The sequence below is a fragment of the Aeromicrobium sp. JP4 genome, assembly GCF_054957925.1.
In genome coordinates this window covers 2,173,534-2,189,505 of sequence record NZ_CM143290.1, presented here as the reverse complement: position 1 = coordinate 2,189,505, position 15,972 = coordinate 2,173,534, and the positions used below count along the sequence as shown (strand labels likewise).

The window sequence follows — 15,972 nt, the reverse complement described above, 5'->3', positions numbered from 1 at the left end:
GCGTCGCAGCTGATAAGTCCGACCTGGAGCTCCTCATAAATTCCCAGGACGGCAAGGTGTGGCTGGTTTGACGAGCGGGCGCAAGTGATGGTCACGGACCACCGCCACCCGATATCAACGTTCTCCGCAGAACCCGCTGGTCGCCTCTTGTCGATGGCCGTCGGGGAGATGACGAACATGAAGGAGTTGCTTGCTGCCGCCGCCGGGACCTTCGTCGTCGCTGCCGGGGTGACCACTTTGGCGGGCTCCGCTTGGGGCGATGAGTAACCTCCTCCGGCCGAACCGACCGCCTACGTCGCCGCCTCTGGGGTGACCCCTGATGGTCGTACATACGGACCACTTGCCGATGATCTGAAGGCCGCGGTTCCGTATCTGGTGAGCGTGCACGGAGACCACGGAGGATTCGGTTACACGGAATCCGACTTGGTGTTTGCCGAGCCGCCCGCCGACTTGGGGCCCGACGACCCGGGACCCTCGGAGTACGTAGAGAACAGTCCCAAGACTGTTCCCCGTCTACGCCGAGGATGGCAAGACGCGGATTGACACGTTCACCTTGAGCGAGCCGGTTCACGAAGCGAGCCAGGACTAACCAATCGATCCGGATCTCACGAAACCCGCATGTTCTCTGGCGCGAGATTGCGGCTTCGTCGACCACGACCAGCAGCCTGACGCGATCACCCAGAGACGCGAGTTCTCGCATCTAAAATTCGCAATCTGGGACGAAGCAGACTCCACCAGGTCGCGGTGATCCACGAGCTCGGCCTCAACCGGTGCCGGCAGTCGAGCGAGCCTCGTCAAGTGGCGCTCGACCACACGCTGCCCGCCGGCCGACAAACGATGGAAGGCCAGGAGCGCAGCTCGAAAGGGTCGCCCGTGCCGAGCTCGTGCCGTAAACGAAGAACACTCCCGAACGCCGTGAGAGTTTGGGAGTGTTCTTCGTTCTTCGGGGCTGCCCGGCTAGTGCAGTTCGACTTCCAAGTCGGTCCAGTAGTCCGTGATATTCCGGATCGGAATGAAGAAGGTGCGTCGCCAGCAGTTCCCACCTGGGCTGAAGGCGGTCGACGGGCATGAAACCCTGTCTGCCGCAACGTCGTAGATGCCTGCCGAGATGATGCCTCGGACTCCGGCCGAGCCGTCTGCTCGGACCCTATAGACGGGTCCGCCGCTGTCTCCGTGCGTGCTGGTTGCGGAATTGTCGGAACGCTTCACGATGTGGCCGTTACAGATGCTCGACGAGTCTCCAGGGCACAGAATCTGGGCTCCCATCTCAGTCACTAGCGCGTTGCAGTGGTCCCCGGAGTTTGCGCCTCCAGTGCAGAGCGCATCCCCGGCGGCACTTCCTCCCGCGCCGGTAACTCATCGCGAACTCGAACTCCCGTAGCCGCCGGACCAGACCTTGGGGCTGGTTCCGCCCTCTGGATCGATTCGCATGGCGTCGATAGAGGGGTGACGTACCGTGACGTTGGTGCCTCCTGACGTAATCAGGGTGCCTGCCGCGGTCCGCCATGCGGCGTTGCCGCCTGGGTCACAGTGAGCAGCAGAAATCAGCCGACCGTATCCACCCGGAGTCACTGCGGCGACTCCCAGAGAGCAAGTCGAGTTCGTACTGTCTTTGCGCATAATTCCAGCTCCGAACCAAGGGGAGCTGTCGTTCTGCCGGGCGAGGCCGGTTACTGACGCTTGGCGGCTACGAATCGTGACGGGAGTCCCCGCGATCCGTTCCAAGTCAGCCTCCAGCTCGTTGGTTGACCGCGTGTCGTCGGCCTCGCCGCGAACGCTTGCCTTGAGGCCGCTGAAGTCTTCGGCGGGCGTGACGTACGCGATCAAGGGCTCACCACTCTTGGCCCGCGCGTTGAGCAGGAGGGCGGCTCCAGCCTTTCTCAGTTCATCTTCTGAGTACTTGGACTTGCGGATGATCAGTTCGGTCCCGGCGGGAGGGTTCTGCTGTAGTTCAGCGAGTTCCGCAGGAACTTCGCCCTTCCAGTTGAGGACCACGGTGGAGGGGTCGCTGCCTGCTTGCAGCGATGCTTCGTATCCGAGGATGTCGTGCAGCGCTGTGGTCAGTTTTTCTGTGTTCTCCGCGGTCCGGATGTCGTCGAGGCTGACTCCGTCTGGGATGGAGGTAACGACGGTGTCGTCCTTCGCTTCCAGCTCGGTCACCGAGTCATCTGGTGAAGGCAACCCGCTCGGCAGCGCGACAGCGCCGGCGGGGATCAGCAATAAGGGCGCAATCGACGCCAGCACTACGAATCGCTTCATGAACTTTCTCCCTTGTGGATACGCGCGTAACCATGCTCCGCCGCAAACGCCTTGTCAATCGAGGTCCTGGCGGGCACACCCCAGACACCGCGGCGTTCACGAGAATGGTGACCTCGTTGAACATCGGGAACGATGAACCCGAAACGGACCAGAAGGAGATGGCCTAGATCGCCGCGGAAGAGCGCCAAGCCCTTGGCTTCGGATTGATGGACCCTTGGACCCCTGCCTCCTCGCGGGCAAGTGGGGGCATCCCGGTGTACCCAATCACCGCCCTTGTCGAGGACGAACGGCCCCGACGCGACCATTGAGCACTTCCAGACCACAAGTCTATGCGGGGGTCCGCCGCCCTGATCCCTGTCGGTCGAAGCCGGATCATTGTCGAGAACGACAGCCACCATACCGTCCGACGACGATCGAGCGTGGCGCACGAGATGAGCCACCACTCGCTGTCTTCCCCGAGGGAGTCCTCTGCTTCAGACCACGACAGGCTGTGCAGCACGACCGTAGAGAAGCTGGCCCTCTTTATGTCCGGCCAAACTTCTAGCACCGAAGGCCGCCTGCAAGAAGCTCGCGTTCCGCCGGGCCGACAACGCCACGGTGGCCGCTACGTTCAACATCAGCACCCAGATGGCTCAGATGCAGATGAAGGGTCCACGAACATACGTCAACACGCTCTGGCGAAGCAGGCGCGCGCGCAGGCACCGTCGTAGACCGCCAGCGTGACTACTTGGCTTGTGGGTGACAGCCAGCGGATCGGGTGTGACTCTCCTCAGACGAAGTTACGGGGACGGGGCAACGTCGAGCAGGTCAACCGGTGCACCGGACACGACCGAGACCACTCTGAGAAGCTCTTTCCACAATTCTGGGCGACCCCGGGCGAAGGGGCGGGGTCCACGACCTGCTTTCGAGCCCTCATCGACGAGCAAGCCGGCCGCAACAAGACGGAGCAAAACCGGCCGCACGACGCTGTCGGAACGGCCGATCGCGGCAGCCACCTGCCTCGTCGTCACCGTTCCGTCGGGGGCTGCAAGCAAGATGTGGGCAGACGCCAGCACCTCCGAGAACGCCGCGTTGTTGAACAACGCGGCAGACACGCTCCTAGCATCAGCGAACTGCCCCTGCATCACAATAGTGTAGGTGACGCGAACTACGTCACGCGTTACACGCCACGAAAGAGGCCAAGATGACCTTGCTTCATTCTGCCGCGCGCACGATCGTGCCCCCCCGGTCCCTTGCCGGCCGGGTGCTCGAGGGGCAGGGACACCTTCGCTACCTCGCCACCCCTGACGGCCTACGCGACGCCTCTCAAAGGATCGCAGACGCCGCGATAAGCCTCGGATGCTCCAGCGTCGCGTCCGTGTCACAGCACGCTGCCGGTCCTCTCGCAGCCGCAACGCTTCTGAACCCAGACCTTCAACTTGTCTCGATGGACCATCTCTGGGCAGGAGAAGTCGACAAACTACTACTCGTCGAGACGGTTGCGGTCTCGGGACACCAGGTCCGAGCCGCTATCGAACGAGCGCTCGAAGCTGGCGCGACTTGGGTGGGTGTCGTCATTCTCTTTCCTGTCCTGGGGACAAACGAGCTCGGACTCGTTGAGGCGTTCGGGCTCGCAGCGGCAGACGCCGTGTACGTTGCGGCGTAGGGCCCGGTCTCCACGATCCGGGGAGTTCAGAGGGCACAAGCAACGAAGGCAGCCCCAGCGGCGTCCGCATCAGCCGCGCCCGCCAGTGCCTTGCCCTTCATAATCAACTCGGGGCCTCTCAGGCCAACCACATTTCCGAGCACACGCTTGTCGCCCAACGTGACGAGGTGTGTTGCCCCACGCAACACACCGACTGCTGCACCCTCACCGCGTAGCCGTAGCTTCGTTTCCTTCGTCAGACCGGCGCGTGCCGCGAACCCGGCCTCCATCAACGCGGCAGCACGGATGGGGTGTACCTGAAGTTGCGAGGACAACGCCTGCACAAGATCGAGCAACTGAACCTCGGGTTCCGTCCCGGCAGTTGTCGCGTACTCGAAGCGCCTCGAGACCGCCATCTGGTCAGCCTCGTCGATAACCACTCCGCGCAGCACGGGACAACCGTGCTTGATTCTTACGGTGACTCCGACCACAAGCGCCATTCCGGCACCGTACTCTTCCGGAGTGAACTCCGTCAGTACGGCCGTGGTGGGGGACCTGTTCGCCGGCAGGTACCTGATCGAAGCGCGTCTCGGAGACGGCGCCTACGGCGAGGTCTGGCGCGCCAAGGACCGGCACCGAGACCAAGTGGTCGCTCTGAAGATCCTCTCGAGCACCCAGCCGGACGACGCTTGGCAAGAAGCTCGACGCCTCACCGAGCTTGAGAGTCCCAACATCCTGCGGGTCAGCAACGCCGACCTCGCGATCGACGTTCCGTACATTGCATCAGCGCTAGCTACCAGAGGTACCGCTGCCGATGAGATGAAGCCGCTCGGGATGGCGCCTGCCCGGGCAGTGCACCTGATCCGAGGCACGTTGCGAGGCCTGCAACTGTGCCACGATCGGAGGATTCTTCACCGCGACGTGAAGCCGGCGAACATCTTCATCGGAGGGACAGGCGACGCCCAGCTGGGAGACTTCGGCTGTGCGGCACTAATGGCACCCGACGATACCGGCAACCCGCACGGCGACCCGGACATCAGAGCACTGGAGGTCCTGAAGGGCGGTTCGTGCACGAGAAGTTCGGACATTTACAGCGCCGGCCTCTCCCTCTACGCGATGCTGACCGGGTCGCTGCCGTTCTCGTTGGCCGCCCTGGGTGACTTCAAAGCTCTTAGGGAAGCCGTCACAGCCGGGATGCCAGATGTGCGAGACGTTGCTCCTCACGTCAGCCTCGGCCTCGCGCAGGTGGTACGGAAAGCCACTGCGCCCAAGCCAGCGGACCGGTACGGAACGGTCGCAGAATTCAGCGCTGCGCTCGCCAAGCACGCAACTGCCCACGCGGACATCTGGCGAGTTGAACCTTCGTCGGCTGCGCACTTGGACCACGTGGGGCACGACCGCTGTTGGACGGCCGTTCGTAGGCACGATGCTCAGATGATTTACGTCTGCGTCGACCCGTCTGGTCGAAAGTGGGACGTGTTGGTGCGGCGTTCGAGCGGCCGGCGCGCGAACACCCTCTGCCGCAGCGGTCTGAACTCTTCGGCTACGACTGTCCACCTCCGGAGAATCTTCGATAAGCTGCGCTGATCCGCTGGACGCATCGTGCATCGCCAAGAGTCGGGCTCCGGGCCCGCCGCATTCCCTCGCTGCGGCGCAGGCTTCCGCTTCGCTCCCATGTGCTAACTCAGGTGCTACCGACGGTGTAGATCTACGAATCCAGATGAATCTCTCCGTTGCGGCAGCGAGCTCTTTTCCCTCCGTTTCTGGGCGTTGTCGTCATGCTTCGATTCTTCGCGCAACCCCGCGATGAACAGTTCGAATCCCCTATCCTCCGCCAGCAACGTCACGAGCCAGCGGGCGGTACGCACCAGCGTGCCGCCCGCTGGTGTGTTCCCAAGGCTCCAGGGCGGAGGCTTGTCTCCGCCACGAGCGTCAAGAAGCGGTGGCCCGCACCTCACCGGTGCGGGCCGTCGTCGTTCATGGACTCCGTCGGGGTGAAGCGTCAGGCGCGGGCTGCGAGCACGACCGTCCGGATGAACCGGGTGGGCTCGCTGGAGTCGTTGGCATAGGCGTAGGGGCGGTCGCTGAGGAGCCGGCCCGATGTCCCCGCGGCGAGGGCGTGGTGGTCACCATCGACGGCGATCGTCAGCTCTCCCTCGAGCACGTGGAAGAGCTCCTGGGATCCCTCGGGATCGGCCCGGCCGATGTACGAGTCCCCCGGCTGCAGGGTCCACGACCAGAGGTCTGCCGTTCGACTGCCGCTGGACGCCACCAGGAGGTGGGCCGCGCTCCCTCCGGACGTCGACCACACCAGGACGTGGTCCGCAGCGCTGACGGACTCGAGTGCGGCGGCCGAGTCGTCGGGTGCCAGCAGCGTCGTGAAGTCCGTGCCCAGCTGGCGGGCGATCCGGGTGATGGCCACCAGGCTCGGGTTGGCTTGACCGTGCTCGATCTGGGTCAGAAGGCGGCGACTGATGCCGGACTGGTCAGCAAGCTGCTGCATCGTCAGACGGAGCTCGTTGCGAGCCTCGCGGATGCGGCGCCCGACCAGGACGAGGAACTCGTGGTTGAGCTCGCCGTCACCGTCCGCAGGTTCGGTCGGACGCGGGGAGTCCACGGCTCCGGTCACACCGCGAACAGCTGGTCGAGGTCGCGGAAGGCCTTGAACTCCAAGGCGTTTCCGGAGGGGTCGAGGAAGAACATGGTCCACTGCTCGCCCGGCTCGCCCTCGAAGCGGACGTAGGGCTCGATGACGAACTCCGTGTCCGCAGCGCGGAGACGCTCCGCCAGCTCGGTGAACCGCTCCACGTCGAGCACCAGGCCGAAGTGTGGGACCGGCACCTGGTGGCCGTCCACGGGATTCGTCCCGGCCACCGCGTTCCGATGATCGTCGACCTGATGGGTGACGACCTGATGGCCGTCGACGTTCCAGTCGGTCCACCGGTCGGCCGAGCGTCCGCGACCGAAGCCGAGGACTTCGCCGTAGAAGTGGCGCGCGGCCTCGATGTCGTGGACGGGAAGGGCGAGATGGAACGGAGGCAGGGTGGTCGTCATGTGGGCTCCTTGGTGATTCGCGTATGTGCAGAATAGTGCGCATGTGAGTGCATTCCAAGGCGGACCACAGCACCACGACCGCCTGTCCCGATGTCGTCACGGCGGCTCAGAATGCGGACAACGCGGAACCGTGGCACTGTCATTCCCGACCGAAACGGTCGTCGCATCCGCGCCGACCGTCATCGAGGGAAGGGACCTGACATGTACTTCGGTGGATCCATCGCTCTCATCGCCATCGGCGCGATCCTCGCGTTCGCGGTGACCGACGCCATCAACGGCGTCGATCTGACCATGGTCGGCTACATCTGCATGGCGGCCGGTGCCCTGGGCATCGTGCTCAGCCTGATCGTCAACAGCCGACGCGACCACGCGGTGCGCGACACGCGCCGCGACGACCTGCCGCCGGCTCGCTGAACCCCTCACCGCGCAGGTCCGGTTCGACCGGCGGAAGCATCCGCCGTCAGGGGGTGTTGAACCGGACATGCGTGGTGAATACAAGGTCCCCGGCGGCAAGCTCGTCGCGGTCGACCTCGAAGTCCAGAACGACCGGCTCGTCGACGTCAGCGTCTCGGGGGACTTCTTCCTCGAGCCCGAGGAGGCCCTCCTCGACGTCAACGCCGCCCTGACCGGTCTCTCGGTCGACGCGTCCGTCGACCAGCTCACGTCCTCCATCTCCGGGGCCGTCGGCCCCGACACGGCCTTCATCGGCTTCACGCCCGAGGCCGTCGGCATCGCCGTCCGCCGGGCGCTCGGCAAGGCCACCGGCTGGCACGACCACACCTTCGACGTCATCGGCCCGGTGACGATGGACCCGGCCATGCACGTCGCCCTCGACGAGGTGATCGGCCGCGAGGTCGCCGAGGGCACCCGGCCGCCCACGTTCCGCATCTGGGACTGGGACAGCCCGCTCGTGGTGATCGGCTCGTTCCAGAGCTACGTCAACGAGATCGACGCCGAGGGCGCCGCGAAGCACGGCATCGACGTCGTCCGCCGGGTCTCCGGCGGCGGCGCCATGTTCATGGAGCCGGGCAACTGCATCACGTACTCGCTGGTCGTCCCCGGCTCGCTCGTGGAGGGGCTGAGCTTCGAGCGCTCGTACTCGTTTCTCGACGACTGGGTGATCGAGGCGCTGGCCGAGGTCGGCGTGCGGGCCCACTTCGTGCCGCTCAACGACATCGCGAGCGACCAGGGCAAGATCGGCGGCGCCGCGCAGAAGCGGTTCGCCGGCGGCTCCGTGCTGCACCACGTCACGATGGCGTACGACATCGATGCCGACAAGATGACCGAGGTGCTGCGGATCGGCCGCGAGAAGATGAGCGACAAGGGCACCCGCTCGGCCAACAAGCGCGTCGACCCGATGCGCTCGCAGACCGGCCTGACCCGCGAGGCGATCCTCGACAGCTTCCTCGAGACGTTCCGCCGCCGCTACGCGACGAACGAGTCGGAGTACACCGAGGCCGAGCTGGCCGAGGCCCAGCGCCGCGTCGACGAGAAGTTCTCCACCAGCGAGTGGACCCACCGGGTCCCCTGACCGCCCCGTGGCCGGCTGATCTCGATACGCGAGCTCGTTCCTCGCCCTGCTACTCGATCACCGGCTCTCAGACGAAAGACCCGCCGGCCCCTGGGGGCCGGCGGGTCTTCTCGTGTGAGCGGCGATCAGCCGATCGGGTCGAAGACCGCGTGGTCGCCGACCTGGGCGGCCAGGCGCGCGCGGTGGAACTCGCCGTCGCCGATCAGGTGCTCGATCGCGATGAGGCGGCTGGCGTAGTGACCGACCGAGTACTCGGCGGTCATGCCGATGCCGCCGTGCAGCTGGATCGCGTCGAGGCCGATGTGGCGACCGGCCACGCTGACCTGCAGCGCCGAGTGCGAGGCCGCGGTGGCCAGCTGCTCGGGCGTGGTGGCCTCGTCGGCCGCGACGATCGTGGCCCACGTGATGGTGCTGCGGGCCAGCTCGAGCGCCACGTACATGTCGGCGGCACGGTGGTTGAGCGCCTGGAACGTGTTGAGCGTGACGCCGAACTGCTTGCGCGTCTTGAGGTAGCCGACCGTGGTGGTCAGCGCCGTCTCCATCGCGCCGAGTGCCTCGTGGGCGTACGCGATGCGCGCCCGGTCGAGCGCGGCCTCGATCGCGGCGGTCTGGTCGCCGCCCTCGCCCAGCTGGACGGCCGGGGTGTCGCCGAACGTGACGGTCGCGGCGCGGCCGCCGTCGTTGGTGATGGCGGTCTCCACCGCGGTGGCGCCCTCGACGAGGAACACGCCGGTGCCGCCCTCGGGCAGCGCGGCCGTGACCAGCAGGAGGTCGGCCCGCTCGGCCTGGACCACGGGCGACTTGACGCCGTTGAGCTTGCCGTCGGCGAACGTCACCGAGGCCTGGGTCGACCAGCGCTTGCCGGGCTCCATCCACGCCAGGATCGGCAGGACCTCGCCACCGGCGACGGCGTCGACGTACTGCTTCTTCTGCTCGTCGGTGCCCAGCGCGTCGATGAGGCCGCCGGCCAGGACGATCGCCTCGACGAACGGGTCGGGGGCGATGACCTTGCCCAGCTCCTCGGCGGCGAGCGAGACCTCGACGGGGCTGGCCTCGAACGGCAGGCTCAGCACGCCCATCTCGGCGAGCTTCTCCCACGCGGCGAAGCCGGGATCGGTCTTGGTGACCTCGCGACGGGCCTCGGAGGACTCGTAGACGTTGGTGATCAGACCGCGGACGGCCTTGACGAGAGCCTTCTGCTCCGAATCGATGGTGAAGTCCATGTCACAGTCCCAGGATCGTGCCGGCGATGATCTGGCGCTGGATCTCGTTGGATCCGCCGTAGATCGACACCTTGCGGTTGTTGAGGAAGACGCGGGTGTCGCGGCTGGTGAGAGCCGCGGGACCCTCGAGGTCGACGAGCAGGTCCGAGACGGCCTGCGTCAGCTGCGAGCCCTTGATCTTGAGCACGCTCGAGGCCGGGTGCGGCTTGTCGCCGGAGGAGCCGGCGGCCACGCGCAGTGCGGTGAGCTCGAGCGCCGTGAGCTGGCTCTCGATGTCGGCGATCCGCGACGCGTACTGGTCGAAGACGCCGTACTCCTTGGCCTTCGCCTTCGCCGTGGACAGGTGCAGCTGGCTGGCGCCGACCTGGGCGATGCCGACGCGCTCGTTGCCGAGCAGGAACTTGGCGTACGTCCAGCCCTTGTTCTCCTCGCCGACGAGGTTCTCCACGGGGACGCGCACGTTGTCGAAGAAGACCTCGTTGACCTCGTGGCCGCCGTCGATCAGCTCGATCGGGCGAACGGTGAGGCCCTCGGTCTTCATGTCGATCAGCAGGAAGCTGATGCCCATCTGCTTCTTGGGCGCATCGGGATCGGTGCGGACCAGGGTGAAGATCCAGTCGCCGTACTGGCCGAGCGTGGTCCACGTCTTCTGGCCGTTGACGACGTACTCGTCGCCGTCACGGACGGCCGTGGTGCGCAGGCCCGCGAGGTCGGATCCCGCGTCGGGCTCGGAGAAGCCCTGGCTCCACCAGATGTCGAGGTTGGCGGTGGCCGGCAGGAAGCGCTCCTTCAGCTCCTGCGAGCCGAAGGTGGCGATGACCGGACCGACCATGGAGGCGTTGAACGCCAGCGGCGGCATGACGCCGGCCAGCTGCATCTCCTCGTGCCAGATGTGGCGCTGGAGCTGGGTCCAGTCCTTGCCACCCCACTCGACGGGCCAGCCGGGCACCGCGAGGCCGCCGGCGTTGAGGGCCTGCTGCGAGCGCACGATCTGGTCGCGCGTGATCTCACCGCGGTTGATCACGGCGTCGCGGATGTCCTGCGGCACCTGGGTGGTGAAGAACTCACGCATCTCCTCGCGGAATGCCTGGTCCTCGGCTGACAACTGAAGTCTCATGAGTGCCCCTTCGCACTAAGCGCTTGCTTAGTCTTGAGAATACTGTGCAACTGCCGTTGACACCAGCGAGTCACTTCCGCCTCGACTTGGCACGGAAGGGCCCCACGAGGCGGGGTCCGGACAGGCGGCGTTCGAGGCGTCGGGTCTCGCGTCCCAACGGTTGCGCAGCATACTCACCGAGGATGACGCCGGCGGCGAGCGCCACCGCCACGGCCATCGCCGTGATGCCCGCGAAGATGCCCGAGAGGCTCTCCTCCGCCAGCTGGGCCAGCGAGCGGTAGATCGTCAGGCCGGGCAGCAGCGGCACGATGGCGGGCACCACGAGGACGAGGGCCGGGATCCGCAGGGCGCGCGACGCCGGGTAGCTGACGACGCCGATGAGGAACGCCGCGATCCCGGCGGACCACGGCCGGTCGATGTTGTTCTCGAACATCGCGGCCGAGAGGGCTCCTGCACCGGCGCCGATCAGGGCGATCACCGGGACGGACGTCCACGGGGCGTACGTCTGCACGGCGAAGCCGGCGGCCGCGAGGCCCGCCCCGATCGTGACGAACGGCAGGTGCGACAGGTCGGGCCAGCTCGTGCCCGAGCCCAGGTCGACGCCCAGCATCCGGCCGACCATGAGGCCGCCGGAGACGCCCGCGACGATGCCGCCCGTGGCGAGCACGACCTCGAGCAGGCGCGCCACGGCCGTCAGGTGGTAGCCGGTCAGCGCGTCCTGGATCGCGCCCATGAGACCGAGCCCGGCCAGCAGCGCGACGATGTTCGCCGCGATGACCAGCGACGGCGGGGAAGGTACGGAGGCGGCCGCTGCCGTGACGGCGATGAGGGACGCGCACAGGCCCCCGACGACCTGGATGTAGAAGTCGGGCAGGCGCCGGACCTCGAGCGGCCGGCGAACGTACTCGATCACCACAGCAGCGAGGAACGCGATCACCGTGACGATCGCCGCTCCGCCGAGCATCATCGCCACCCCGGCGCCGACGAGGCCGGCCCCGCCGATCACGACCCACCGAGGCCGCGCGTGACCGCTCGTGGAGATCGCGGCCAGCTGCGAGCGCGCCTCGTCGAGGTCGATCTCGTCGTTCAGCAGGTCGCTCACCAGCCGGTCGATCGCCGTGACGTCCTCGAAGTCCGTCTCGCGCCGCACCACGTTGCGTCGCAGGATCAGCGGCGGCTCGTCGAGCTGCTGGTCGTGCACCATCGTCAGCATGATGTGGGTGACGTCAACGTAGGTGCCGCGCAGGCCGAAGTGGCGGGCGATCGACGACATCGTCGCGGACACGTCGGCCGTGCCCGCCCCGTTGGACAGCAGCATCTCGCCCGCCCTCAGGGCGAGGTCCATGATCCGCAGGGTCTGCGGAGCCGAGGTGGTCATGCCTCCACCGTGACGGACCGGGCATGAACCGGGTCGTCGTGTGCGCGTTCCACAGCCTGCCTGCCTCCCGATGTCGCCCCACCGACGGGTCACGAGGAGTCTAGGAGAGCAGTCGGACGTCGTACGTTCGCCGGACCCGGCGGCCGCACCCCCCTATCGTGGGTCCGGCACGCCAGGATCGAGGAGGACCCCCATGACCGGTTGGACCGAGGACATCCTGGGCGACCCGTACGAGCGCCGGACGATCGACCTGGGCGAGGATCCCGACGGCGAGGGCCCGATCACCGCGACGCTGGTCCGGCGCCGGTTCGAGGGCACCCCGCGGGCCGCACTGGTCTACGTCCACGGCTTCAGCGACTACTTCTTCCAGACCGAGCTGGCCGAGTTCTACGCCGACCGCGGCTACGCCTTCTACTCCCTCGACCTGCGCAAGTGCGGGCGCTCCCTCGGCGACGGGCACACGCCGCACTTCGTCTCCGACCTCGCGCTGTACGACCAGGAGCTGAACGAGACCCTGCGCACCGTACGCAGCGAGGTGCCGGACGTCCCGGTGGTGCTGTCGGCGCACTCCACCGGCGGCCTCGTGCTGCCGCTGTGGCTCGACCGCCTCAACCTCGAGCCCGGCGGCACCCGCGGCCGCGGCATCGCCGGCCTCGTCCTGAACAGCCCGTGGTTCGACCTGCAGGGCGCGGCGTGGATGCGCTCGATCGGCACGCAGGCGATCCGCGCCTTCTCCAAGGTGCGCCCCAAGGACCGGATGAAGCTGCCGCTGGCCGAGGCCTACGGCGTGAGTCTCTACCGCGAGCACGGCGGCCTGTGGGACTACGACCTCGCGTGGAAGCCGCTGGCGGGGTTCCCCGTGACGTACGGCTGGCTGACGGCGGTGCGGCGCGGCCACGCGGCCCTGCACCGCGGTCTCGACATCGGGGTGCCGTCGCTGGTACTGCGCTCGCACCGCTCGTGGTTCAGCTTCCAGCACCACGAGAAGACCGACACGTCGGACGCGGTGCTCGACGTGCGGCAGATCGGCCGCTGGGCCGGGTGCCTGGGGGGCGACGTCACCTCGCTCGTGGTCCGCAACGCCCGCCACGACGTCTACCTCTCCAACGACGAGCCGCGCGCCGCGGCCTACCGGCTCACGGATGAGTGGCTCGAGCGCTGGATCCCGTGACCACGACCCGCACGATCGGGTTCGACCTCGACATGACGCTGATCGACTCGCGCCCGGGGATCCGCGCCGTGTACGAGGAGCTCTCGCGCCAGACCGGGGTGTTCGTCGACGCCGAGCTGGCCGTCTCGCGCCTCGGGCCACCGCTGGAGTGGGAGCTCGCGCACTGGTTCCCGGCCGAGGCCGTGCCCGAGATGTTCACCCGGTACCGCGCCATGTATCCGGAGATCGCCGTCCCGCGCGTCCTCGCGATGCCCGGCGCCGCGGAGGCGCTCGCCGCCGCCCGCGAGCTGGGTCGCGCGATCGTCATCACCGCGAAGGCGGGCCCGAACGCCGCCCTGCACCTCGACCACCTGGACCTGCCGCACGACGCCGTGATCGGCGACGCGTGGCGCGAGCAGAAGGCCGAGGCCCTGGTGCGCGAGGACGCGGACACCTACGTCGGAGATCACGTGCACGACATGGACGCCGCCCGGATCGCGGAGGTCGCGGGCATCGGCGTTCCCTCCGGACCGTGCTCGGCCGACGAGCTCCGCGAGGCCGGCGCCACGCACGTCGCCACGGACCTCCACGCGGTGGTCACGCTGCTCGCCGGATCCTGACGCCCGTGGGGCGGACCGACTCGGTCACCGCTGTCGGCACGGGCGTCTAGGGTGGTCTCCGTGGACGCACCCCTGGCTCTTTACCGGCGCTACCGGCCCGAGACGTTCGCCGAGGTCATCGGCCAGGACCACGTCACCGATCCGCTGCGTCACGCGCTGGCCAACAACCGGGTCAACCACGCCTATCTGTTCAGCGGCCCGCGCGGCTGCGGCAAGACCACGAGTGCCCGGATCCTGGCGCGCGCGCTGAACTGCGAGAAGGCGCCGATCTCGGACCCGTGCGGCGAGTGCCAGAGCTGCCGCGACCTCGCTCGTGGCGGGCCCGGCAGCATCGACGTCATCGAGATCGACGCGGCCAGCCACGGTGGCGTCGACGACGCCCGCGACCTGCGCGAGCGGGCGTTCTTCGCCCCCGTCAGCAGCCGGTACAAGGTCTACATCATCGACGAGGCCCACATGGTCTCCCCGCAGGGCTTCAACGCGCTGCTCAAGCTGGTCGAGGAGCCCCCGCCGCACCTGAAGTTCATCTTCGCCACGACCGAGCCCGACAAGGTCATCGGCACGATCCGCTCGCGCACCCACCACTACCCCTTCCGGCTCGTGCCGCCGAAGCTGCTCAGCGACTACATGCTCCAGCTGTGCCGCAGCGAGGACGTCGGCCTCGAGCCCACGGCGCTGCCCCTCGTGGTGCGTGCCGGCGGTGGCTCGGTGCGTGACTCGCTCAGCGTGCTCGACCAGCTCCTCGCCGGCTCCGGCCCCGACGGCATCACCTACGACCTCGCGGTCCAGCTGCTCGGCTACACGCCCGACTCCCTGCTCGACGAGTCCGTCGAGGCGTTCGCCGCCGACGACGCCGCCACGGTGTTCGGGGTCGTGGACAAGGTCATCGAGTCCGGCCAGGACCCCCGCCGCTTCGCCGAGGACCTGCTCCAGCGCTTCCGCGACCTGGTGATCCTCAAGGCCGTCCCCGGCGCCGCCGAGACGGGCCTGATCGACACCCCGGCCGACCGCACCGCGGTGCTGCAGCGCCAGGTCGCCGGCTTCGAGCCCACCGAGCTCACCCGGGCCGCCGACATCGTCAGCGCGGCCCTCACGGAGTTCCGCGGGGCCACCGCGCCGCGGCTCATGCTCGAGCTGATGTGCGCGCGGATCCTCGTGCCCGGTGCCGACAACTCGGTCGAGGGATTCCACGCCCGCCTCGACCGGCTCGAGCGCCGCCTCTCCGGGGCCGCCCCGGCGCCCGCGGTCGCGTCGGCACCGTCTGCTCCGGCGGCTCCCGCGCCCGCCGCCAACCCGGCCCCGGCTCGACCGGAGCCTCCCGCCGCGGAGGCGCCCACGCCGGAGCCCGCCACCCCGAAGGCTCCCGAGCCGCAGGCGGCTCCTCCGGCTGCCGCTCCCGAGCCGGTCGCCCCCGAGCCCGTCGCCGCCGCACCCGAGCCCGCCCCGGAGCCGGCCGCCGAGCCGGCGCCCGCGGCGCCCGGCCAGCTCACCACCGCCGACGTCCGGCGCATGTGGCCCCAGGTGCTCGACCGCGTGCAGCAGCTGCGCCGCTTCACGTGGGTCATGCTCAGCCAGAACGCCCAGGTCGCCTCGCTCGACGGCTCCACCCTCACACTCGCGCTGGTGAACACCGGCGCCCGCGACTCGTTCGTCAAGAGCGGCTCCGACCAGATCGTGCAGCAGGCGCTGTCCGACGTCATGGCCGTGCAGTGGCGCCTCGAGGCGATCGTCGACCCGTCGGCCTCGCCCACTGGGTCCACCCCCGGTGCGCCGGCCGCCGTGCCGCAGGCGGCCCCCGTCCCGCAGGAGTCCCGTGTGCCCGAGTCGGTGCGCGAGGCGTTGCGGCAGGGCCCGGTGCCGGTCGAGCGGCTGAACCCCGACGCCGGGGTCGATCCCGACGACCCGGTGGTCGACGACGGCTCGCAGGACGCCGAGGCGCTCCTGGCCGAGCACCTCGGAGCCGAGATCATTGACGAGACCACCCACGGCTGAGCCGCCCGCGCCGGTACGCCGGCG

Annotated in this window: 15 protein-coding genes; 7 read left to right on the top strand and 8 right to left on the bottom strand. The window is 68.0% G+C overall.

Features of this window, described 5'->3' with window-relative positions; translation table 11 throughout:
* Nucleotides 1-1,356: 1,356 nt before the first annotated feature.
* Together ACY1JX_RS10725 and ACY1JX_RS10720 are read right to left on the bottom strand one after the other, a co-directional pair.
* Complete coding sequence (locus ACY1JX_RS10725; RefSeq protein WP_181753361.1) at nucleotides 1,357-2,259, bottom strand: chymotrypsin family serine protease; 903 nt, start codon at nucleotides 2,257-2,259, stop codon at nucleotides 1,357-1,359.
* A gap of 779 nt (nucleotides 2,260-3,038) precedes the next feature.
* The gene (locus tag ACY1JX_RS10720) at nucleotides 3,039-3,383 is read right to left on the bottom strand and encodes a hypothetical protein (protein WP_146826481.1); all 345 of its coding nucleotides are present in this window, start codon (nucleotides 3,381-3,383) and stop codon (nucleotides 3,039-3,041) included.
* A 59-nt stretch (nucleotides 3,384-3,442) separates the two neighbouring features.
* Here ACY1JX_RS10720 and ACY1JX_RS10715 point away from each other — a divergent pair, with 59 nt between their 5' ends.
* Complete coding sequence (locus ACY1JX_RS10715; RefSeq protein WP_181753363.1) at nucleotides 3,443-3,904, top strand: hypothetical protein; 462 nt, start codon at nucleotides 3,443-3,445, stop codon at nucleotides 3,902-3,904.
* 26 nt (nucleotides 3,905-3,930) lie between these two features.
* Here the strand turns inward: ACY1JX_RS10715 and ACY1JX_RS10710 are convergent, their stop codons facing one another.
* Nucleotides 3,931-4,383: a hypothetical protein gene (locus tag ACY1JX_RS10710; protein ID WP_146826485.1), complete on the bottom strand. Its 453-nt coding sequence runs from the start codon at nucleotides 4,381-4,383 to the stop codon at nucleotides 3,931-3,933.
* 22 nt (nucleotides 4,384-4,405) lie between these two features.
* On the opposite strand from ACY1JX_RS10710, the gene ACY1JX_RS10705 reads away from it, so the two are divergent.
* Nucleotides 4,406-5,470, top strand: coding sequence for a serine/threonine-protein kinase (locus ACY1JX_RS10705; protein WP_181753365.1), 1,065 nt, complete (start codon nucleotides 4,406-4,408; stop codon nucleotides 5,468-5,470).
* Nucleotides 5,471-5,885: 415 nt separating this feature from the next.
* Here the strand turns inward: ACY1JX_RS10705 and ACY1JX_RS10700 are convergent, their stop codons facing one another.
* Both ACY1JX_RS10700 and ACY1JX_RS10695 read right to left on the bottom strand, forming a co-directional pair.
* Nucleotides 5,886-6,512 (bottom strand): helix-turn-helix domain-containing protein, encoded by a 627-nt coding sequence (locus ACY1JX_RS10700; protein ID WP_462563957.1) that lies wholly within the window; start codon nucleotides 6,510-6,512, stop codon nucleotides 5,886-5,888.
* Entirely contained in the window at nucleotides 6,509-6,937 is a 429-nt protein-coding gene (locus ACY1JX_RS10695; RefSeq protein ID WP_181753369.1) for a VOC family protein, read from the bottom strand. The genes ACY1JX_RS10700 and ACY1JX_RS10695 overlap by 4 nt, the downstream gene beginning before the upstream one ends.
* A 201-nt stretch (nucleotides 6,938-7,138) precedes the next feature.
* On the opposite strand from ACY1JX_RS10695, the gene ACY1JX_RS10690 reads away from it, so the two are divergent.
* A complete protein-coding gene (locus tag ACY1JX_RS10690; protein WP_078699515.1) occupies nucleotides 7,139-7,351 on the top strand; it encodes a DUF6458 family protein in 213 nt (70 codons plus the stop codon).
* 67 nt (nucleotides 7,352-7,418) lie between these two features.
* Nucleotides 7,419-8,468, top strand: a complete 1,050-nt coding sequence (locus ACY1JX_RS10685) for a lipoate--protein ligase family protein (protein WP_286930843.1) — start codon at nucleotides 7,419-7,421, stop codon at nucleotides 8,466-8,468.
* 125 nt (nucleotides 8,469-8,593) lie between these two features.
* Here the strand turns inward: ACY1JX_RS10685 and ACY1JX_RS10680 are convergent, their stop codons facing one another.
* The 3 genes from ACY1JX_RS10680 to ACY1JX_RS10670 form a co-directional block, all read right to left on the bottom strand.
* Nucleotides 8,594-9,691 carry an acyl-CoA dehydrogenase family protein gene (locus tag ACY1JX_RS10680; protein ID WP_286930842.1) on the bottom strand — a complete coding sequence of 366 codons (1,098 nt, stop codon included), beginning with the start codon at nucleotides 9,689-9,691 and terminating at the stop codon, nucleotides 8,594-8,596.
* A gap of 1 nt (nucleotide 9,692) precedes the next feature.
* Nucleotides 9,693-10,808 (bottom strand): acyl-CoA dehydrogenase family protein, encoded by a 1,116-nt coding sequence (locus ACY1JX_RS10675; protein ID WP_181753377.1) that lies wholly within the window; start codon nucleotides 10,806-10,808, stop codon nucleotides 9,693-9,695.
* A gap of 70 nt (nucleotides 10,809-10,878) precedes the next feature.
* Nucleotides 10,879-12,186 (bottom strand): threonine/serine exporter family protein, encoded by a 1,308-nt coding sequence (locus ACY1JX_RS10670; protein ID WP_462563956.1) that lies wholly within the window; start codon nucleotides 12,184-12,186, stop codon nucleotides 10,879-10,881.
* A 193-nt stretch (nucleotides 12,187-12,379) separates the two neighbouring features.
* Between ACY1JX_RS10670 and ACY1JX_RS10665 the strand changes: the two genes are divergently transcribed.
* Genes ACY1JX_RS10665 through ACY1JX_RS10655 form a run of 3 tightly spaced genes read left to right on the top strand, consistent with a single transcriptional unit; the run spans nucleotide 12,380 to nucleotide 15,948 of the window.
* Complete coding sequence (locus ACY1JX_RS10665; protein ID WP_286930841.1) at nucleotides 12,380-13,357, top strand: alpha/beta hydrolase; 978 nt, start codon at nucleotides 12,380-12,382, stop codon at nucleotides 13,355-13,357.
* Nucleotides 13,354-13,956, top strand: a complete 603-nt coding sequence (locus ACY1JX_RS10660) for an HAD family hydrolase (protein WP_286930840.1) — start codon at nucleotides 13,354-13,356, stop codon at nucleotides 13,954-13,956. The genes ACY1JX_RS10665 and ACY1JX_RS10660 overlap by 4 nt, the downstream gene beginning before the upstream one ends.
* Before the next feature lie 30 nt (nucleotides 13,957-13,986).
* Nucleotides 13,987-15,948 carry a DNA polymerase III subunit gamma and tau gene (locus ACY1JX_RS10655; protein ID WP_376785981.1) on the top strand — a complete coding sequence of 654 codons (1,962 nt, stop codon included), beginning with the start codon at nucleotides 13,987-13,989 and terminating at the stop codon, nucleotides 15,946-15,948.
* Nucleotides 15,949-15,972 lie beyond the last annotated feature (24 nt).